General features: G+C 64.2%; 14 protein-coding genes. 9 read left to right on the top strand and 5 right to left on the bottom strand.

The window, feature by feature from the left end; translation table 11 throughout:
• The first annotated feature begins 83 nt into the window (after nucleotides 1–83).
• A complete protein-coding gene (creD, locus tag ABOC32_RS01425) occupies nucleotides 84–1,412 on the top strand; it encodes a cell envelope integrity protein CreD (protein ID WP_426809907.1) in 1,329 nt (442 codons plus the stop codon).
• 149 nt (nucleotides 1,413–1,561) lie between these two features.
• Here creD and ABOC32_RS01420 read toward each other — a convergent pair whose 3' ends face one another.
• The 5 genes from ABOC32_RS01420 to aceE form a co-directional block, all read right to left on the bottom strand.
• Nucleotides 1,562–2,185 (bottom strand): glutathione S-transferase, encoded by a 624-nt coding sequence (locus ABOC32_RS01420; RefSeq protein WP_043202910.1) that lies wholly within the window; start codon nucleotides 2,183–2,185, stop codon nucleotides 1,562–1,564.
• A gap of 3 nt (nucleotides 2,186–2,188) precedes the next feature.
• Nucleotides 2,189–2,857 carry a peptide-methionine (S)-S-oxide reductase MsrA gene (gene msrA, locus ABOC32_RS01415; RefSeq protein ID WP_043202912.1) on the bottom strand — a complete coding sequence of 223 codons (669 nt, stop codon included), beginning with the start codon at nucleotides 2,855–2,857 and terminating at the stop codon, nucleotides 2,189–2,191.
• A 151-nt stretch (nucleotides 2,858–3,008) separates the two neighbouring features.
• Nucleotides 3,009–5,696: a putative bifunctional diguanylate cyclase/phosphodiesterase gene (locus tag ABOC32_RS01410; protein ID WP_426809906.1), complete on the bottom strand. Its 2,688-nt coding sequence runs from the start codon at nucleotides 5,694–5,696 to the stop codon at nucleotides 3,009–3,011.
• Between the two features lie 362 nt (nucleotides 5,697–6,058).
• Nucleotides 6,059–7,693: a dihydrolipoyllysine-residue acetyltransferase gene (gene aceF, locus ABOC32_RS01405; protein WP_426809905.1), complete on the bottom strand. Its 1,635-nt coding sequence runs from the start codon at nucleotides 7,691–7,693 to the stop codon at nucleotides 6,059–6,061.
• A 13-nt stretch (nucleotides 7,694–7,706) separates the two neighbouring features.
• The gene (gene aceE, locus ABOC32_RS01400) at nucleotides 7,707–10,352 is read right to left on the bottom strand and encodes a pyruvate dehydrogenase (acetyl-transferring), homodimeric type (protein WP_086976892.1); all 2,646 of its coding nucleotides are present in this window, start codon (nucleotides 10,350–10,352) and stop codon (nucleotides 7,707–7,709) included.
• Between the two features lie 383 nt (nucleotides 10,353–10,735).
• Between aceE and glnE the strand changes: the two genes are divergently transcribed.
• The 8 genes from glnE to ABOC32_RS01360 all read left to right on the top strand — a co-directional run bounded on the left by glnE (nucleotide 10,736) and on the right by ABOC32_RS01360 (nucleotide 20,856).
• On the top strand, nucleotides 10,736–13,669 hold the full coding sequence (glnE, locus tag ABOC32_RS01395; RefSeq protein ID WP_426809904.1) for a bifunctional [glutamate--ammonia ligase]-adenylyl-L-tyrosine phosphorylase/[glutamate--ammonia-ligase] adenylyltransferase: 2,934 nt from the start codon (nucleotides 10,736–10,738) through the stop codon (nucleotides 13,667–13,669).
• 226 nt (nucleotides 13,670–13,895) lie between these two features.
• Complete coding sequence (gene waaF / locus ABOC32_RS01390; protein WP_426809903.1) at nucleotides 13,896–14,945, top strand: lipopolysaccharide heptosyltransferase II; 1,050 nt, start codon at nucleotides 13,896–13,898, stop codon at nucleotides 14,943–14,945.
• Complete coding sequence (gene waaC, locus ABOC32_RS01385; RefSeq protein WP_016497648.1) at nucleotides 14,946–16,004, top strand: lipopolysaccharide heptosyltransferase I; 1,059 nt, start codon at nucleotides 14,946–14,948, stop codon at nucleotides 16,002–16,004.
• Entirely contained in the window at nucleotides 16,004–17,128 is a 1,125-nt protein-coding gene (locus ABOC32_RS01380; RefSeq protein ID WP_426809902.1) for a glycosyltransferase family 4 protein, read from the top strand. The genes waaC and ABOC32_RS01380 overlap by 1 nt, the downstream gene beginning before the upstream one ends.
• Entirely contained in the window at nucleotides 17,125–17,931 is an 807-nt protein-coding gene (gene rfaP / locus ABOC32_RS01375) for a lipopolysaccharide core heptose(I) kinase RfaP (RefSeq protein WP_234228253.1), read from the top strand. Before ABOC32_RS01380 ends, rfaP begins: the two co-directional genes overlap by 4 nt.
• Nucleotides 17,931–18,665: a lipopolysaccharide kinase InaA family protein gene (locus tag ABOC32_RS01370; protein ID WP_426809901.1), complete on the top strand. Its 735-nt coding sequence runs from the start codon at nucleotides 17,931–17,933 to the stop codon at nucleotides 18,663–18,665. The genes rfaP and ABOC32_RS01370 overlap by 1 nt, the downstream gene beginning before the upstream one ends.
• Entirely contained in the window at nucleotides 18,662–19,414 is a 753-nt protein-coding gene (locus ABOC32_RS01365; RefSeq protein WP_086976885.1) for a lipopolysaccharide kinase InaA family protein, read from the top strand. The genes ABOC32_RS01370 and ABOC32_RS01365 overlap by 4 nt, the downstream gene beginning before the upstream one ends.
• Entirely contained in the window at nucleotides 19,414–20,856 is a 1,443-nt protein-coding gene (locus tag ABOC32_RS01360; RefSeq protein WP_426809900.1) for a lipopolysaccharide kinase InaA family protein, read from the top strand. Before ABOC32_RS01365 ends, ABOC32_RS01360 begins: the two co-directional genes overlap by 1 nt.
• Nucleotides 20,857–20,869 lie beyond the last annotated feature (13 nt).

Raw genomic sequence — 20,869 nt, 5'->3', positions numbered from 1 at the left:
GAAAGTACACACAATCTCCACACAAGCTCCCCAAGGCCTCCACGCAAGGTGCAGACACTGCGCCCACTGCCACAGGAGGCCCCATGAACAAGACCCTCGGTTACAAGCTCGGCATGATCGCCGTGCTCATATTACTGCTGCTCATCCCGCTGCTGCTGATCAACGGCCTGATCGATGAACGCCAGGCCCTGCGCGACAACGTACTGCGCGACATCGCCCAGAGTGCCAGCTTCGACCAGCAGCTCAGCGGCCCGCTGCTGGTGGTGCCGTACCGCAAGTACCAGCGCCGCTGGATAGAAAAGGACGGCGAGCGTACGCAAGAAACCAGCACCATTGCCGGTCACCTGTACTTCTTGCCGGAAACCTTCGATGCCGACCTTGGCGTAGACACAGAACTGCGTGCCCGCGGTATCTACCAGGCGCGGCTGTTCCACGCCAAGGGGAGGGTCAGTGGCCGCTTCAAGCTCCCGGAGCGTTGGGGCATCGACAAGGACTTCGACGACTACCGCTTCGACAAACCCTTCCTGGTGGTAGGCATCAGCGATATCCGCGGCATCGAGAATGGCCTGGAACTGAGCATGGACGAGCAGAAGCTGCCGTTCGAGGCCGGCACACAGCTCGACTGGCTGCGCGGTGGCGTGCATGCCAGCTTGCCGGGGCTGGACGGCCTGCAGGCACGGGAATTCAGCTACAGCTTCGACCTTGCATTGCAAGGCACCGGGCAATTGCACATCGTGCCGGTGGGCCGCACCAGCAGCGTGGAAATGCGCGCCAACTGGCCGCACCCGAGCTTCGTCGGCAGCTATCTGCCCAACCGCCGCGACATCGATGCCCAGGGCTTCAGCGCCCACTGGCAGACGTCGTTCTTCGCCACCAACCTTGAAGATGCCCTGCGCCAATGCGCCACCGCCGGCCAGTGCGAAGACTTCAGCGAGCGTAGCTTTGGCGTGAGCTTCGTCGACCCGGTGGACCAGTACCTGAAGAGCGAGCGGGCGATCAAATACGCGTTGTTGTTCATCGCGCTGACCTTTGCCGGCTTCTTCCTGTTCGAGGTGCTGAAAAACCTGAGTGTGCACCCGGTGCAGTACATCCTGGTCGGTGTGGCGCTGGCGTTCTTCTACCTGCTGCTGCTGTCGTTGTCCGAGCACATCGGCTTTGGCCTGGCGTATGGGCTGTCGGCTTCGGCGTGTGTGCTGCTGATCGGCTTCTACCTGAGCCATGTGTTGCACAGCCTGGGGCGAGGGGTTGGGTTTGCGGCGGGGTTGGCGGCGTTGTATGCGCTGCTCTACGGGCTGTTGAGTGCCGAAGACTATGCACTGCTGATGGGGTCGCTGCTGTGCTTTGGCTTGCTGGGGGTGTTCATGGTGCTGACCCGGCGGCTGGACTGGGCGCGGGTGGGGAGGTCGGCATGAGGGAGGACAGAGAATTAGGGCGGTGGCTGGCCCTCAGGATCGGGCAGCTGTTTCCTGTGATACCGAGGTGAGGCATTCGCAGCACAAGGCTGCTCCTACAGGCGGTCGCATTCTCCTGTAGGAGCAGCCTTGTGCTGCGAATGGCCCTGTCAGGCCACTGGAGATGTGGCGACCATCGATGGCCGCTTGGCCACCTCGGCATACCACGCCGCCAACCCAGGCTGGCGCTCACGCCAGCCAAATTCGGGCTGACGCAAATCCAGATAACCCAGCGCACAGGCCACGCCAATCGCCGCCAGGTCGAACCCGGACATCAGCTCGGGCAGGTGCTCCTGCTCCAGGTTGGCCAGGCTACGGCGAATCTTGTCGCCCTGCGCCTGCAACCAGCCGTCCCAGCGCTTGTCTTCTGGCCGCAGGAAGCTTTCATAGCGCGACGACACCGCCGCATCCATGATCGCATCGGCCTGCGACACCAGTGTCAGGCGCCGCCAGCGCGCCGAGCCTTCGCGGGGCAGTAGCGGCAGGCCGACGTGTTGCTGGTCGAGGTATTCGCAGATCACCCGGCTGTCATGCAGCACGGTGCCGTCGTCCAGGCGCAGGGCCGGGATCTTGCCGATCGGGTTGTCCTGGTTGAGCTGCGGGTCGCCGCTGACCGGGCTGATGTTGACCGGTTGCAGCGTCACACGCTCAAGCTGGGCGGTCTCGTGCAGCACCACCATGACCTTGCGCACGAAAGGCGACAATGGCGAGTGGAACAGGGTCATCGTGGCCATGGTTCAGTTGCCCTGCAGGCTGGGTGGCAGGCACACACCGGTGCCGCCGATGCCGCAGTAACCTTGCGGGTTCTTGGCCAGGTACTGCTGGTGGTAGGCCTCGGCGAAGTACACGGTCGGTGCCTGGTCGATTTCGGTGGTGATTTCACCGAAGCCGGCCTTGTTCAGTTCGGCCTGGAAGGCGTCGCGGCTGGCTTTGGCCTGCTCCAGCTGTTCCGGGCTGGTGCAGTAGATGGCCGAGCGGTACTGGGTGCCGACGTCGTTGCCCTGGCGCATGCCTTGGGTCGGGTTGTGCAGTTCCCAGAACATCGCCAGCAGTTCGCGGTAGCTGACCTTGTCCTTGTCGAACACCACCAGTACCACTTCGGTGTGGCCGGTCAGGCCCGAGCAGACTTCTTCGTAGGTAGGGTGGGGGGTGATGCCGCCGGCGTAGCCGACCACGGTGCTGACCACGCCTTCACGCTGCCAGAAGCGCCGCTCCGCGCCCCAGAAGCAACCCAGGCCGAAGATGGCGAAGTCGATGGCGCCTTCGAAGAAGGGGCCAAGCAGCGGGGTGCCTTCGAACACGTAGTGGAACTCGGGCAGGCTCATTGGCGTTTCGCGGCCAGGCAGGGCCTGTTCCGCGGTAGGCAGGACGTTTTTGTTCACCAGGATTTCCGAACGCAGGACCATGGCCGTTCCTCTGTGTTTATTCAGTTGGATAGGTGTTGGGGCATTCGCAGCACAAGGCTGCTCCTACAGGGGACGCGCTTTTCTGTAGGAGCAGCCTTGCGCTGCGAAAGGGCCCGAATGACCTCTATAGTGCCCGAGGTTTGAGCCGCTGTCAGGCCACCGGGCCACGCGGATAGCGCTTCAGCCGTTCAGCCAGCTCGCGCCCCGGAATCGGCCGGTCGAACAGGTAGCCCTGCCCAACGTCGCAGCGGTGGCGGCGCAGGAACGCCAGCTGCTCCGGGGTCTCGATACCCTCGGCCACGACCTTGAGCTTGAGGTTGTGGGCCATGGCCACCACCGCCGAGGTGATTTCCATGTCGTCCTGGTTGTCGGGGATTTCGTTGATGAAGCTGCGGTCGATCTTGAGGATGTCGATCGGAAACTTCTTCAGGTAGCTGAGCGACGAATAACCGGTGCCGAAGTCGTCCATGGCCAGGGTCAGGCCCAGGGCCTTCAGCTCGTCCAGCTGGCGGTGGGTGTCTTCGCTGGCTTCCAGCAGCAGGCCTTCGGTCAGTTCCAGCTCCAGCAAGTGCGGGGGCAGGGCTTCTTCCTTGAGGATGCTGCTGATCGACGCCACCAGGTCCGGGTCGGAAAACTGCTTGGGCGACAGGTTGATGGCCACGTGCAGGTTGCCCAGGCCGGCCTCGCGCAGTTCCTGGCTCATGCGGCACGACTGGCGTACCACCCACTTGCCGATGGGGATGATCAGGCCGGTTTCTTCTGCCACGCTGATGAACTGGTCCGGGCGGATCATGCCGCGTTCGGGGTGGTTCCAGCGCAGCAATGCCTCCAGCCCCAGCAGACGGCCGCTGCGCAGGCAGATCTTGGGCTGGTAGAACACCTCCAGCTCGTTCTGGGTCAGCGCGCGGCGCAGGTTGTTCTCGACGAACAGCTTGTAGCTGGCCTCGGCGTTGAGCACCTCGGTAAACACCTGCACCTGGTGCTTGCCGTTGGCCTTGGCCTTGTGCAGTGCAAGGCCCGCGTTTTTCATCAGGCTGGCCGGGTCGGTGCCGTGCAGCGGCGCGCAGGCCAGGCCTACCGAGGCGGTGACGTTGATCAGCTGGTTGTCGACGAACATCGGTTTGTCGAGGGTGCGCAGCAATTGCTGGGCAACCCCTTGGCCCTCTTCAAGGCCGGTTTCGTCCAGCAGCACGGCAAACTCGTTGCTGGCGAAGCGCGCCAGGATACCGCCGGTATGCAGGCTGTTGCGCAGGCGCCGGGCCAGGCTGATCAGCAGCTTGTCGCCGGTCTGGTGGCCGAGGCTGTCGTTGATGCGCTTGAAATTGTCGATGTCCACCAGCAGCAGGCACATCGAGCTTTCGCCATCACGGGCAAAACGCTCGTCCAGGCTGCGGATGAACGCCGGGCGGTTGCCCAGGTTGGTCAGGTTGTCGGTATAGGCCAGGCGCTCGATGCGCTGCTGGGCCAGCTTGGTCTGGGTGACGTCTTCGTAGATGCCGATGTAATGGGTCAGCTCACGGTTGTCGCCGTACACCTTGGAAATCGACAATTGGCCCCAGTAGGGTTCCAGGTTCTTGCGCCGGCTCTTGAATTCGCCCTGCCAGCTATTGCCCATGGCCAGGCTGGAGGGCGAGTCGAACAGCAGTTCGCTGAGGTTTTCCAGTGCCGGCAGCTCACCCAGGTGGCGGCCTTGCACTTCGTCGGTGCTGTACTGGGTGATGGCGGTGAAGCTTGGGTTGACGTACTCCACCCGGCCATCGCGGTTGACCAGCAGGAAGGCGCTGGCGCTTTGCTCCACCGCCCGCTGGAACAGGTGCAGTGCGCTGGCCGCAGCGCGGCGATTGTGGTTGGTGATGACCTGGGCGAACTGGTCGGCCAGCTCGCCGGCAAAGGCGATCTCGTCCGATTGCCAGGCCCGTGCCTGGCCGCTCTGCTCCAGGCACAGCACGCCGACCACCTGGCCATCGACGCGGATACTGGCATCGAGCATGGCCTTGTTTTCCGGGCGCAGGCTTTGCGTCAGGGCGCGGGTGCGCGGGTCGTGGCCGGCGTTGTGGGCGTCGATGGCGCGGCTGGCGTGCAGGGCTTCAAGGTAGTCGGGGAAGCGGCTGGCATCGATGGCCTCGGGCTGGCGATGCTCCTGCGCGTCGCGGTACCAGGCGGTGATCGGTTCCAGGCGCTGATCATCCAGGTGCCAGATGCTGGCGCTGTCGACCTTGTAGATTTCGCAGGCGCTCTGGGTGATCAGCTGGGCGGCTTCCAGCAGGGAGTTCTCGGCGCTGTAGCGCTGGCGGGCCAGGCGCAGGATCAGGTCCTGCTGGCCGCGTACCCGCTCCAGGTGTTCCAGTTGTTCTTGCTGGGCGCGCTGGTTCAGTTGCAGGGCCAGTTGCAGGCGGTTGTTGCGCGACTCCAGGTCGCTGGCACTCTCGCCTGCGTCGTCGGGCTGGTCGTCGAGCACGCTCAGGTAACCGCGCAACAGGTGCCGGTTGTGCTGCTTGTAGGCTTCCCCGGTCTCCAGCAGGCGCAGCGAGGTGACGGGCGTATGCAGGGAGTAGCGCACGCGGTAGTAGCCGCGCTGGGCCAGTTGCAGCTGGATCTCGTCGTGCAGCCGGTAGCGGGCCTCGGGCTCCATCAGGCTGGCGTAGGGCGCGTCCACCAGGGCGCACAGGTCGGCGGCGTGCAGGCCAAACTGGCGCTCGCAGGCCGGGTCCAGGTAGAGCATGGACCAGGCGGGTTCGTTGAGCCTTTCGAAACGCAGCATACCGAGCCGCGAGGGCACGGGTAACGGCGTGACGACCTCGGCCGCCACACGGCTGGCGGCATCGGGTTGGCTTTTCATCGAAGACTCGCTTGAAGAGGGCACGCAGCCTGGCGGCGACGCTGGATCTGGCAAGGTTGCATCATGTCCCGAGGGCTGGCAAGCGGCCATGCGTGATGCTGTGGACGGGTTATCGGCAGAAATACGACAAACTGTAGGCGCGCCCCTTGTAGGAGCAGCCTTGTGCTGCGAAGAGGCCCTGCCAGGCGCTGGAGATGTTGGCGGTGCTACTGGCCCTTTCGCAGCACAAGGCTGCTCCTACAAAAAGCGGCTGCGGTGGAAGTTCCAGGCAAAAAAAAGCCCCGCCAATTGACGGGGTTGAGGTACGAGCGTGGCAGCTCGAAAAGGGTACTGCCCCTCGCAAGGAGGGGCAGTGGGCTGCCTTACAGCAGCATGGTGCGGATATCGCCCAGCACGTCGCCCAGGCGCTTGGTGAAGCGCGCGGCGGCAGCGCCGTTGATCACACGGTGATCGTAGGACAGCGACAGCGGCAGCATCAGCTTCGGCTGGAAGGCCTTGCCATCCCACACGGGCTGCATGGTCGCCTTGGAGACGCCCAGGATAGCCACTTCCGGCGCGTTGACGATCGGCGTGAAGCCGGTGCCGCCAATGTGACCGAGGCTGGAGATGGTGAAGCAGGCACCTTGCATGTCGTCGGCCGACAGCTTTTTGGTGCGCGCCTTCTCGGCCAGTGCAGCGGCTTCGGCAGCCAGTTGCAGCAGGCTCTTCTGGTCGACGTTCTTGATCACAGGGACCAGCAGGCCGTCCGGGGTGTCCACGGCGAAGCCGATGTTCACGTACTTCTTGCGGATGATGGCCTTGCCGCTTGGCGCCAGCGAGCTGTTGAAGTCCGGCATTTCCTTGAGCAGGAAGGCGCTGGCCTTGAGCAGCAGTGGCAGCACGGTCAGCTTCACGCCGGCTTTCTCGGCCACGGCCTTCTGCGCAACGCGGAAGGCTTCCAGCTCGGTGATGTCGGCGGAGTCGAACTGGGTCACGTGCGGCACGTTCAGCCAGCTGCGGTGCAGGTTGGCGGCACCGACCTGCATCAGGCGGGTCAGGGCCACTTCTTCCACTTCACCGAACTTGCTGAAGTCCACTACCGGGATCGGCGGGATGCCAGCGCCACCGGTTGCGCCGGCGGCTGCCGGGGCGCCCGATGCCTTTTGCATCATCGCCTTGACGTAAACCTGCACGTCTTCCTTCAGGATGCGGCCGTGCGGGCCGGTGGCAGCAACAGCGCCCAGCTCGACACCGAATTCACGGGCCAGCTGACGAACGGCCGGGCCTGCGTGAACCTTGGCGTTGTTGCCAGCAGCCGGTGCGGTAGCAGCCGGAGCAGGGGCAGCAGCCGGGGCGGCAGCGGCAGGTGCGGCGGCCGGGGCAGCTTCAGCCTTGGCCGGTGCAGCAGCGGCCGGAGCCGGAGCAGCAGCCGGAGCAGCCCCCGCGACTTTCAGCTTGAAGATCAGGTCGCCAGTGCCGACTTCGTCTTCCAGCTTGCACAGTACTTCTTCGACCACGCCAGCGGATGGCGACGGGATCTCCATGGAAGCCTTGTCGGATTCCAGGGTGATCAGCGACTGGTCGGCTTCGACGGTGTCGCCGACCTTGACCAGCACTTCGATGATCTTGGCCTTGCCCGACGAGCCGATGTCCGGCACGTGGATGTCTTGCACGCTGGCAGCAGCCGGGGCTGCGGCAGGCGCAGGGGCGGCTTCGGCGGCAGGCGCTGGAGCAGCCGCCGGGGCAGCGGCCGCGGCCGGAGCCTCAGGCGCCGCAGCAGCGGCACCCTCGACTTCCAGCACCAGCAGCTCGTCGCCTTCTTTCAGGCGGTCGCCCAGCTTGACCTTCAGTTCCTTGACGATACCGGCCTTGGGGGCAGGGATCTCCATGGAGGCCTTGTCGGACTCCAGGGTCAGCAGGCTCTGGTCAGCCTCGATACGGTCACCGACCTTGACGAACAGCTCGATGATTTCACCTTCACCGCTGCCGATGTCAGGTACGCGAATGAGTTCGCTCACTTAAAAATACTCCTCAGCAGTCCAGTGGGTTGCGCTTGTCCGGGTCGATGCCGAACTTGACGATGGCGTCAGCCACAACCTTGGGTTCGATCTCGCCACGGTCAGCCAGGGCTTCCAGGGCAGCCAGTACCACGAAGTGGCGGTCGACTTCAAAGAAGTGACGCAGCTTCTTGCGGCTGTCGCTGCGACCGTAACCGTCGGTACCCAGGACCTTGAACTCTTTGCTCGGCACCCACTGGCGAATCTGCTCGGCGAACAGCTTCATGTAGTCGGTAGAGGCGATGACCGGGCCCTTGCGGCCGGCCAGGCATTCTTCGACGTAAGTCTGCTGTGGCTTCTGGCCAGGCTTCAGGCGGTTGGCGCGCTCAACGGCCAGGCCGTCGCGACGCAGTTCGTTGAAGCTGGTGACGCTCCACACGTCGGCACCGACGTTGAACTCTTCACGCAGGATCTTCGCGGCTTCGCGGACTTCGCGCAGGATGGTGCCGGAGCCCATCAGCTGTACGTGGTGCGCGGCTTCGCGGGTGTCTTCTTCCAGCAGGTACATGCCCTTGATGATGCCTTCCTCGACACCGGCCGGCATGGCTGGCTGCTGGTAGGATTCGTTCATCACGGTGATGTAGTAGAAGATGTCCTGTTGCTCTTCGGTCATCTTCTTCATGCCGTCCTGGATGATCACCGCCAGCTCGTAGCCGTAGGTAGGATCGAAGGTGCGGCAGTTCGGGATGGTGCCCGCCATCAGGTGGCTGTGACCGTCTTCGTGCTGCAGGCCTTCACCGTTCAGGGTGGTACGGCCGGCGGTACCGCCGATCAGGAAGCCACGGGTGCGGCTGTCGCCAGCGGCCCAGGCCAGGTCGCCAATACGCTGGAAGCCGAACATCGAGTAGAAGATGTAGAACGGCAGCATCGGCTGGTTGTGGCAGCTGTACGAGGTACCGGCAGCGATGAACGACGACATGGCGCCGGCTTCGTTGATGCCTTCCTCGAGAATCTGGCCCTTCTTGTCCTCGCGGTAGAACATCACCTGGTCTTTATCGACTGGCTCGTAGAGCTGGCCGACCGACGAGTAGATGCCCAGCTGGCGGAACATGCCTTCCATACCGAAGGTACGGGCTTCGTCCGGGATGATCGGAACGATGCGCTGGCCGATTTCCTTGTCCTTGACCAACTGCGCCAGAATACGCACGAAGGCCATGGTGGTGGAGATTTCGCGGTCGCCCGAACCGTCCAGGATCGCTTTCAGCGTTTCCAGGGATGGGGTCGGTACGCTGAAGCTCTTGGCACGGCGCTGAGGTACGAAGCCACCCAGGGCTGCGCGGCGCTCGGCCAGGTACTTGGCTTCGGCAGAACCTTCTTCCGGCTTGAAGAACGGCAGGTTCTCCAGGTCGGCATCCTTGACCGGGATGTCGAAGCGGTCACGGAAGTGACGCAGGCTGTCGACGTCGACCTTCTTGGTGTTGTGCGCGGTGTTCTTGGCTTCGCCAGCACCGGTGCCGTAACCCTTGATGGTCTTGGCCAGGATGACGGTCGGCTGCTCTTTGTGGTTCACAGCCTGGTGGTATGCCGCGTAGACCTTGTACGGGTCGTGGCCGCCACGGTTGAGCTTCCAGATCTCTTCGTCGGACAGGTCTTCGACCATGGCCTTGAGTTCTGGGGTGTTGAAGAAGTTCTCACGAACGTACGCGCCGTCTTTGGCTTTGTAGTTCTGGTACTCGCCGTCGATGACTTCGTCCATGCGGCGCTGCAGGGCACCGTTGGTGTCCTTGGCCAGCAGTGGGTCCCAGAAACGGCCCCAGACCACTTTGTTGACGTTCCAGCCACCGCCACGGAACACGCCTTCGAGTTCCTGGATGATCTTGCCGTTGCCGCGAACCGGGCCGTCGAGGCGCTGCAGGTTGCAGTTGATGACGAAGATCAGGTTGTCCAGCTTCTCGCGGCCAGCCAGGGCGATTGCACCCAGGGATTCCGGCTCGTCGCACTCGCCGTCGCCCATGAAGCACCAGACCTTCTGCTTGCCGGCCGGGATGAAGCCACGGGCTTCCAGGTACTTCATGAAGCGTGCCTGGTAGATAGCCTGGATCGGGCCCAGACCCATCGATACGGTCGGGAACTGCCAGAAGTCAGGCATCAGCCATGGGTGCGGGTACGAAGACAGGCCTTTGCCGTCCACTTCCTGACGGAAGTTGTTCATCTGGTCTTCGTTGATGCGGCCTTCCATGAAAGCACGGGCGTAGACGCCCGGCGAAGCGTGGCCCTGGAAGAAGATCAGGTCGCCGCCGTGTTCTTCGGTCGGGGCCTGGAAGAAGTAGTTGAAGCCGATGTCGTACAGGGTGGCGCTGGAGGCGAAGCTGGAGATGTGTCCGCCCAGGTCCGAGTCTTTCAGGTTGGTGCGCATGACCATGGCCAGGGCGTTCCAACGCACCATCGAGCGAATGCGGCGTTCCATGAACAGGTCGCCAGGCATGCGTGCTTCGTGGGTGACAGGGATGGTGTTGCGGTATGGCGTGGTGATCGCATACGGCAGCTGGGAGCCACTGCGGGTGGCCAGCTCGCCCATACGGGTCATCAGGTAATGAGCGCGGTCTTCGCCTTCTTTGTCGAGGACCGACTCCAGGGCATCCAGCCATTCCTGGGTTTCGATTGGATCGAGGTCTTGCATGGCTTGCTCCAGGGCGGAAAGGCAACCAGAATCGATTGCCTGAAGTTGCGACTGGCCTTATGGGCAGACGTCGTGAATTCTTGGATTACCGGGGTGTCTTCCGGCGCCGTGTAGTTTTACTACATTTGCTTGCGCATTTCATGCTTTTACACGACATGAGTAGTAGTAAAACTACATTTCTGCGACGTTTGGTCGCACCTTGGCTTGTGAGGAAAAACGTTCATGGTGGTTGGCATTGTGACGCAAACGGGTGCTTCTTGATGTTTGTTGCCAAGTTTTCGTTTTTTTCAGCTATTTCCAACTTTTGTACGACAGTCCAACCGTGGTCCGGCTTCCCCTTGGCCGCTTTTTCCCTTCTATTTCACGCCGATCAAGGATAGACCATGCGCCTGCCTTTGCCGTCCGATCTGCCCGCCACCCTCCAGCCATTGCTCGCCCGTAACCGGCAATTCCTCAGCGATGCCGTGGCCGCTCACGCCGAACTCGACCTGAATGCCTGGAGCCCGGTGCACCGGCAACAGTTCGACCAGGTGGCCGCCGCCAGCGACTTTGTTCTGGGCCTGGCCCAACGCGAGCCGGCCATGCTGTTCGAGCTGCTGGCCAGTGGCGAGCTGGAGCGGCGTTATGCGCCGGGTGAGCTGCGCGGGCAAATCGCTGCGGCCGCCCAGGCGGCGCAGAGTGACGACGAGCTGGCGCGTAACCTGCGCCGGGCGCGCAACCGCCAGCAGCTGCGCATCATCTGGCGCGACATCACCCGCCAGGCTGAGCTTGGCGAAACCTGCCGCGACCTGTCGGACCTGGCCGATGCCGCCATCGACGAAGCCTACCAATGGTTGTACCCGCGCCATTGCCAGCAGTTCGGCACGCCCATCGGCAACCGCAGCGGCCAGCCGCAGCACATGGTGGTGCTGGGCATGGGCAAGCTGGGGGCGGTGGAGCTGAACCTGTCGTCCGACATCGACCTGATCTTCGGCTTCCCCGAGGGTGGCGAAACCGAAGGGGTGAAGCGCTCGCTGGAAAACCAGGAGTTCTTCACCCGGCTTGGCCAGCGGCTGATCAAGGCGCTGGACCCGGTGACCGTCGACGGCTTCGTGTTCCGCGTCGACATGCGCCTGCGCCCCTATGGCTCGGCCGGCGCACTGGTGCTCAGCTTCAATGCGCTGGAGCAGTACTACCAGGACCAGGGCCGCGACTGGGAACGCTACGCCATGATCAAGGCGCGGGTGGTGGCTGGCGACCAGGCGGCCGGGGCGCAATTGCAGGAAGTGCTGCGGCCGTTCGTGTACCGCCGTTACCTGGACTTTTCCGCGATCGAAGCGCTGCGCACCATGAAGCAGCTGATCCAGCAGGAAGTGCGGCGCAAGGGCATGGCCGACAACATCAAGCTGGGTGCCGGTGGCATTCGCGAGGTGGAGTTCATCGCCCAGGCCTTCCAGCTGATCCACGGCGGGCGCGACCTCAGCCTGCAGCAGCGGCCGTTGCTGAAGGTGCTGGCCACCCTCGAAGGCCAGGGTTACCTGCCGCCGGCGGTGGTCGCCGAGCTGCGCGAGGGCTATGAGTTCCTGCGCTATACCGAGCACGCCATCCAGGCCATCGCCGACCGCCAGACGCAAATGTTGCCGGAAGGTGAGACCGACCAGGCGCGGGTAGCCTATATGCTCGGCTTTGCCGACTGGCAGAGCTTCCACGACCAGCTGATGTACTGGCGTGGCCGTATCGACTGGCACTTCCGCCAGGTGATCGCCGACCCGGATGACGAAGACGGTGAGGGCGAACTGGTGGTGGGCGGCGAATGGTCGCCGTTGTGGGAGCAGGCACAGGACGAGGAAGCCGCGGGTCGGCAGTTGGAAGAGGCCGGTTTCAAGCAGCCCGTCGAAGCCCTGCGGCGCCTGGCCGGGTTGCGCTCCAGCCCGCAGCTGCGCTCGATGCAGCGTATCGGCCGTGAGCGCCTGGATGCCTTCATCCCCCGGCTGCTGGCCCAGGCGGTGGAACATGACAACCCCGACCTGGTGCTTGAGCGTGTGTTGCCGCTGGTCGAGGCGGTGGCGCGGCGTTCTGCCTACCTGGTACTGCTCACCGAAAACCCGGGTGCCTTGCGCCGTCTGCTGACGTTGTGCGCCGCCAGCCCGTGGATTGCCGAGCAAATTGCGCTTTACCCGCTGCTGCTCGACGAACTGCTCAATGAAGGCCGCTTGTTCAGCCCGCCACTGGCCCCAGAGCTGGCCAGCGAGTTGCGCGAGCGCCTGACGCGCATTCCCGAGGACGACCTGGAGCAGCAGATGGAAGCGCTGCGCCACTTCAAGCTGGCCCACAGCCTGCGTGTGGCCGCTTCGGAGATCAGCGGCAACCTGCCGTTGATGAAGGTCAGCGACTACCTGACCTGGCTGGCCGAGGCCATCCTCGACCAGGTGCTGGCCCTGGCCTGGCGCCAGACCGTGGCCCGCCACGGCCAGCCCAAGCGCAGCGACGGCAGCCTGTGCGACCCAGGGTTCATCATCATTGGTTACGGCAAGGTCGGCGGCCTGGAGCTGGGCCATGGCTCGGACCTGGACCTGGTGTTCATTCACGACGGCGACCCGCACGCAGAAACCGACGGCAGCAAGCCCATCGACAGCGCGCAGTTCTTCACCCGCCTGGGCCAGCGCATCATTCACTTGCTGACCACCCAGACCAACTCGGGCCAGCTGTATGACGTGGACATGCGCCTGCGTCCGTCCGGTGCTTCCGGCCTGCTGGTCAGTTCGCTGGGCGCATTCGAGCGCTACCAGCAGAACGAAGCCTGGACCTGGGAGCACCAGGCCCTGGTGCGGGCCCGCGTGCTGGTGGGTTGCAAGCAGGTGGGCACGGCGTTCGAAGGCGTGCGCGCCAAGGTGCTGGGCCAGGCACGCGACCTGGAAAAACTGCGCACCGAAGTGAGTGAAATGCGCGCCAAGATGCGCGGCAACCTGGGTACCAAGGCCACGGCTGCCGGTACTGCAGCCAATGCCTTCGAGGCCGGTGTACCCTTCGATATCAAGCAGGATGCCGGCGGTATCGTGGATATCGAATTTATGGTGCAATACGCCGCTTTGGCCTGGTCCCACGACCACCCGGCCATACTCCGATGGACCGATAACATCCGCATTCTGGAAGAGCTGGAGCAGGCGAACCTGATGCCGGCCAGTGACGCGGTGCTGTTGCGTGAAGTGTACAAGGCGTTCCGCTCGGCCTCGCACCGCCAGGCCCTGCAGAAACAGGCCGGGGTGATCGATGCGACGCAGTTTGCCGATGAACGCCGCGAAGTGCGGCGGATCTGGGGTGAGCTGGGTTTGACTTGAGATTGCGGGGGCCGCTTTGCGGCCCATTCGCAGCACAAGGCTGCTCCTACAGGGGAACGCGATCCCTTGTAGGAGCAGCCTTGTGCTGCGAATGGGCTGCGAAGCAGCCCCAAAGGCTCATGCCTCACCACCGGTGGTACACTGTCCGCCACATAGCCTGAATATAAAGAGGGGAGGCCAGGCTGTACCGCAGTCTGTAGCCTCCCCGAGCGTTTCTGGACTAAGCATGAGAATACTGATCATTGGCCCCAGCTGGGTCGGCGACATGGTGATGGCGCAGACCCTGTTCCAGTGCCTGAAACAGCAGCACCCCGAGTGCGTGATCGACGTGCTGGCGCCCGAGTGGAGCCGGCCGATCCTGGAGCGTATGCCCGAGGTACGCCAGGCCTTGAGCTTCCCGCTCGGCCACGGCGCACTGGAGCTGGCCACGCGTCGGCGCATCGGCAAATCCCTGGTCGGCCAGTACGACCAGGCCATCCTGCTGCCCAACTCGCTGAAGTCGGCCTTGGTGCCGTTCTTCGCTGGCATCCCCAAGCGTACCGGCTGGCGCGGTGAACTGCGCTTTGGCCTGCTGAACGATGTGCGCAAGCTGGATAAAGCCCGCTACCCGCTGATGATCGAGCGCTTCATGGCCCTGGCCTACGCGCCCGGCGCCGAGCTGCCGCAGCCGTACCCGCGCCCCAGCCTGCAGATCGAAGCGCAAAGCCGTGATGCTGCACTGGCCAAGTTCGGCCTGGAGCTGGACCGCCCGGTGCTGGCGCTGTGCCCCGGCGCCGAGTTCGGTGAGGCCAAGCGTTGGCCGGTCGAGCATTACGCTGCCGTGGCCGACGCGATGATCCGCCAGGGCTGGCAGGTGTGGCTGTTCGGCTCGAAGAACGACCACCCGGTCGGTGAGCAGATCCGCGACCGGCTGATCCCGGGTTTGCGTGAAGAATCGTCCAACCTGGCCGGTGAAACCTCGCTGGCCGAGGCCATCGACCTGATGTCCTGTGCCCATGCCGTGGTGTCCAACGACTCCGGCCTGATGCACGTGGCCGCCGCGCTGAACCGCCCGCTGGTGGCGGTGTACGGCTCGACGTCGCCCGGCTTTACTCCGCCCTTGGCCGACCAGGTAGAGGTGGTGCGCACCGGTATCGAGTGCAGCCCATGCTTCGACCGTACCTGCCGCTTCGGCCATTACAACTGCCTGCGCCTGCTGGAACCGGGCAAAGTCATCGCCGCGCTGCACAGCCTGAGCGGGCCTGACCTGATCGATACCGTGGCCGAGGTCGACTAAGTGCGGGTACTGATCATCAAGACCTCGTCGCTGGGTGATGTGATCCACACCCTGCCGGCGCTCACCGATGCCGCCCACGCTATTCCGGGCATCCGTTTCGACTGGGTGGTGGAGGAAGGCTTCGCCGAAATCCCCAGTTGGCACCCTGCGGTCGATCAGGTTATCCCGGTGGCCATCCGCCGCTGGCGCAAGAACCTTTGGCAAACCCTCAAGAGCGGCGAGTGGAAGGCATTCAAGCAGCGTGTGCGCGAGCGCAAGTACGACCTGGTGATTGACGCCCAGGGCCTGGTCAAGTCGGCTTGGCTGACCCGCTACGTGAAGGCCCCGGTCGCCGGCCTGGACCGCTACTCGGCCCGCGAAGGCTGGGCCAGCCGCTTCTATGACCGGCGCCTGTCGGTTGCCACCGGCCAGCATGCGGTGGAGCGGGTGCGCCAGCTGTTCGCCATGGCCCTGGCCTACGACTTGCCAGAAGGCATTGGCGACTACGGGCTGGACCTGGAGCGCCTGCAATTGCCGCCCGCCGCGCCTTACGTGGTGTTTTTGCATGGCACTACCTGGGCGACCAAGCACTGGCCCGAAGCCTACTGGCGCGAGCTGGCCGAGCGCATGGGCCGGCGCAAGCTGGAAGTGCGCCTGCCGTGGGGCAACCCGGCCGAGAAGGCGCGGGCCGAGCGTATTGCACAGGGCTTGAACAACTGCCAGGTGCTCCCCAAATTGAACCTTGCCGGCGTTGCGCGTGTATTGGCGGCGGCAAAAGCCTGTGTGGCGGTCGATACCGGCCTTGGCCACCTGGCAGCGGCACTTGATGTGCCGACCATTTCGCTGTTTGGCCCGACCAACCCGGGCCTGACCGGTGCCTACGGACGGACCCAGATTCACCAGGCCAGTGACTGGCCTTGCGCTCCCTGCCTGCAGAAGAAGTGCACCTATAAACCGAGCGCTGACGACCTGCGCCGGTTCGATCTGAAACGCGAGTGGCCGCTGTGCTTCACTCGCCTGAATCCCGAGCATGTGGCGGGCCGCTTGAGCGCGTTGCTGCTGGCTGAGGATGTCCGTTGATGCAACTGGCTTTCGTGCTTTACAAATATTTCCCCTTCGGCGGGCTGCAGCGCGATTTCATGCGCATTGCCCTGGAATGCCAGAAGCGGGGCCACCAGATCCGTGTGTACACGCTGATCTGGGAGGGTGACATTCCGCCGGGCTTCGAAGTGCTGGTGGCGCCGGTGAAGGCGATTTTCAACCACCGTCGCAACGAGAAGCTCAGCGCCTGGATGGCCGCCGACCTGGCCAAGCGCCCGGTCGACCGCCTGATCGGCTTCAACAAGATGCCGGGGCTGGACGTGTACTACGCCGCCGACGGCTGCTTTGAAGACAAGGCGCAGACCCTGCGTGGTGGCCTGTACCGCCGCTGGGGCCGCTACCGGCACTTTGCCGAGTACGAGCGTGCGGTGTTCGCCAAGGATTCCCACACCGAAGTGCTGATGATTTCCGAGGTGCAGCAGCCGCTGTTCATCAAGCATTACGGCACCCCGGTGGAACGCTTCCACCTGCTGCCGCCGGGCATTTCCCAGGACCGCCGCGCGCCGGCCAATGCCGCCGAGATCCGCGCCGAGTTCCGCAAGGAATTCAACCTGGGCGATGACGACCTGTTGCTGGTACAGATTGGCTCGGGCTTCAAGACCAAGGGTGTGGACCGTAGCCTCAAGGCGCTGGCCGCGCTGCCGTCGGCCCTGCGCAAACGCACGAAGCTGATGGTGATCGGCCAGGACGACCCCAAGGTGTTCCAGCTGCAAAGCGCCACCCTGGGCCTGGGTGACCAGGTGCAGTTCCTCAAGGGCCGCAGCGACATACCGCGCTTCCTGCTGGGTGCCGACCTGCTGATTCACCCGGCGTACAACGAGAACACCGGCACCGTGCTGCTTGAAGCGCTGGTGGCCGGCCTGCCGGTGCTGGTGTCCAAGGTGTGCGGTTACGCCCATTACATTGCCGAGGCCGACTGCGGCCTGGTGCTGGACGAACCGTTCGAACAGGACCAGCTCAACGGTTACCTGCAACGCATGCTTGACGACCCGCAGGCCCGTGCCAGCTGGTCGCGCAACGGCCTGGCGTTTGCCGAAACCGCCGACCTGTACAGCATGCCGCAGCATGCCGCCGATGTGATCCTTGGGCAGGAGCCTGCATGAAGCTGATACTGGCCGAACCGTTCAAGCGCCTGTGGGCCGGGCGCGATGCCTTCGATGCCGTAGAAGCGCTGCAGGGCGAGGTGTATCGCGAGCTGGAAGGGCGCCGCACGCTGCGCACCGAAGTGGCTGGCGAAGGCTTTTTCGTCAAGATCCACCGCGGCATCGGCTGGGGCGAGATCTTCAAGAACCTGTTCACCGCCAAGCTCCCGGTGCTCGGTGCCGGCCAGGAATGGCGGGCTATCCAGCGCCTGCACGAGGTGGGTGTGCCAACCATGACCGCAGTCGCCTATGGCGAACGTGGCAGCAACCCGGCCACGCAGCACTCGTTCATCATCACCGAAGAACTGGCGCCGACCATCAGCCTGGAAGACTTCAGTATCGACTGGGTCAGGCAGCCGCCCGAGCCGCGCCTGAAGCGTGCGCTGATCGCCGAAGTGGCGAAGATGACTGGCGGCATGCACCGCGCGGGGGTCAACCACCGCGACTGCTACATCTGCCATTTCCTGCTGCACACCGACCGCCCGGTGACGGCGGATGACTTCAGGCTGTCGGTGATCGACCTGCACCGCGCCCAGACCCGGGCGACAATCAGCCGCCGCTGGCGCGACAAGGACCTGGCGGCGCTGTACTTCTCGGCGCTGGACATCGGCCTGACCCAGCGCGACAAGCTGCGCTTCCTGCGGGGTTACTTCCAGCGCCCGCTGCGGCAAGTCCTCAAGGACGAAGCGCAGCTGCTTGCCTGGCTGGAGCGCAAGGCGCAGAAACTCTACGACCGCAAGCAACGCTACGGGGATGCGCTCTGATGGCGGGCTGGACACTGGCGCCGGGCTACGAACACCTGGCGGCGGACTTCGGCAGCCTCGATGCGGTATTTGCCCTGCAAGGCGAACGTCTGACCCGCGACCCGCTCAGCGAGGTGGTGCGCATCGAGCGTGACGGGGTCAACTACTACGTCAAGCGCTATACCGGGGCCGGCAAGCACATGCGCCGCTACCTGGGCCGACCGCGCATCAAGGCCGAATGGCAGAACCTCAAGCAGTTCGCCAAGTGGGGCATCCCTACCGCCGAAGTGGTGGCCTGGGGCCTGGAGCGCCATGGCCTGGCCTTTGGTCGCGGGGCGATGATCACCCGCGAGCTGCCGAACACCGAAGACCTGTCCGCGCTGGCCGAGCGCAACGATCCACGCCTGGCCGACCGGGCCTGGGTCGACCACCTCAGCCGTCAGCTGGCGCACCATACCCGGGTGATGCACGAGCACCGCTTTGCGCACAATGACCTGAAATGGCGCAATCTGCTGGTCGACGACCAGGGCACGCTATTCTTCATCGACTGCCCCACCGGCGACTTCTGGCGCGGCTTCATGTGGCGGCACCGGATGATCAAGGACCTGGCGTGCCTGGACAAAGTGGCCAAATACCACCTGTCGGCCACCCAGCGCCTGCGTTTCTATCTGCAATACCGTGGCCGCGACCGGCTGAATGAGCGTGACAAGAAGCGCATTCGCCAGGTGCTGGGCTTTTTCGAGGGAAGGGAATGACCGATTACCTGGCCAGCGCGGACCTCGCGCTGCTCAAACGCCATGGCCTGGACGACTTCGAGGCGCTGTGGGCCTTGCAACTTGAGGCTGTGGATGAACCCAATACCGGCCGTGGCGGCTGGAGCAGCGTGTTCCGGCTGGAACTCGAAGGCAAGGGCTACTACCTCAAGCGCCAGAGCGACTACCTGACCCGCACCCTGCACCGGCCGTTTGGCGAGCCCACCTTCGCCCGTGAATTTCGCAACATCAGCCGCTACCAGAAGCTGCACATTCCGGCCTTGCAGGCGGTGTTCTATGGTGAGCGCAAGCAGGGCGGCAAGCATCGCGCCATCCTGATGACCCGCGCGCTGGACGAATGGGCCGACCTCGACAGCCTGCTGGCCCAGTGGCCACAGCTGGGCGATGCCGAGCGCAATGGCATCCTGCAGGCGTGCGGCCAGCTGGCGCGCACCCTGCACAGCGCCGGCCAGGTGCATGGCTGCTTCTACCCCAAGCACATTTTCCTGCGCCAGCGCCGTGAAGGCTGGGACGCGCAACTGATCGACCTGGAAAAGACCCGGCCATTGCTGTTCGGCATGCGCGACCGCCTCAAGGACCTGGAGCCGCTGCTGCGCCGCGCTCCGGCCTGGAGCGAGGCCGATGTGCGCACCATGCTGGCGACCTACCTGGCGCAGCCGGCAGACAGCACGCTGGTCAACACCTGGTTGCAACGCCTGACGCAACGCCGTCGTGAAAAAGAGGCCCGCTGATGCGTTTGTCCGAACTGAAGGACGCCGGGCGCAGCCCGACGTTGCCCCTGAGCATCACCCTGGCGGATGCCGCCGGCAGCGCCGAGCTGCAACTGCTCAGCCTGCTGCGCGTGCTGCCTGGCCAGCGCTATGTTGGCGCGGGCGTGTGGCGCGGTACCCCGGTGCTGGCCAAGCTGCTGGTGGGCGGTAACGCCGCCCGGCATTTCCAGCGCGAACTGCACGGTGTGAAGCTGCTGGCCGAGCAAGGCCTGACCACGCCAAAGCTGTTGGCCGACGGCCTCAAGGAAGGCGAGGGTGGCTGGCTGCTGTTTGAATTCCTCGACGGCGCCGAAAGCCTGGCCGATGCCTGGGCGGCGGTGGAAAACCTGCCGGTACTGGCGGACGAACAACACCTGGTGCTGGGCGAAGCGCTGACTGCTGTCGCGCACATGCACGCCCAGGGCCTTTGGCAGGAAGACCTGCACCTGGACAACCTGCTGCGCCGCGGCGGCAAGCTGTACCTGATCGACGGCGCCGGTATCAAGGCCGAAACGCCTGGCCAGCAGCTGTCACGCCCGCGCGTGCTGGAAAACCTTGGGGTGTTCTTCGCCCAGTTGCCCAAGCGGCTGGAGCCGTTCATCGAAGAATTGCTGGTGCATTACCTGCTGGCCAATGCCGAACACGCACTGCCGCTGGAAGCCTTGCAGAAGCAGGTGGACAAGGTGCGCAACTGGCGGCAAAAGGACTACCTGGAAAAGGCCGGGCGCGAATGCAGCCTGTTCAGCGTGCAGCACAGCCTCTCGGGCTTGCAGGCGATCCGCCGCAGCGAAGTCGACGCCATGCAGCCAGTGCTGGAGCAGGCCGATGCGCTGATCGACAAGGGCCACCTGTACAAGACCGGTGGCGCCGCCAGTGTGGCGCGCATCGAGGTGAACGGTCGCCAGTTGGTGCTCAAGCGCTACAACATCAAGAACACCGCGCACTGGTTCAAGCGCTTCTGGCGCCCGAGCCGTGCCTGGCATTCGTGGATCGAAGGCCACCGCCTGGAGTTTCTCGACATCGCCACGCCCAAGCCGTTGGCAGTGCTGGAGCAACGGGTGATGGGGTTGCGCAGCCGTGCCTACCTGGTGACCGAGTATGTCGATGGCCCGGACCTGACCGCGTGCTTCGCCCCCTTCGTCGAAAACGGCGATGCGCCCGAGGAGCAAGTGGATGCCCTGGTGCATGTGATGCAACAGCTGATTCGTGAACGCATCAGTCATGGCGACTTCAAGGGCCACAACCTGTTCTGGGACAATGGCCGGTGGTCGCTGATTGATCTCGATGCCATGTGCCAGCACGCTACCCAGCTCAGCTTTGCCCCGGCCTATGCCCGTGACCGGGCGCGGCTGTTGCGCAACTGGCCGAGTGGCAGTGCCTTGCACCAGCGGCTGGACCGGTTGTTGCCGAAGCTGGGCGACTAAGGCGCCCGATTCG

The organism is Pseudomonas sp. WOUb67 (assembly GCF_050058005.1).
Lineage (GTDB): Bacteria > Pseudomonadota > Gammaproteobacteria > Pseudomonadales > Pseudomonadaceae > Aquipseudomonas > Aquipseudomonas putida_R.
Note: the sequence above shows the minus strand (reverse complement) of the source record. Positions and strands in the feature narration are given on the sequence as shown.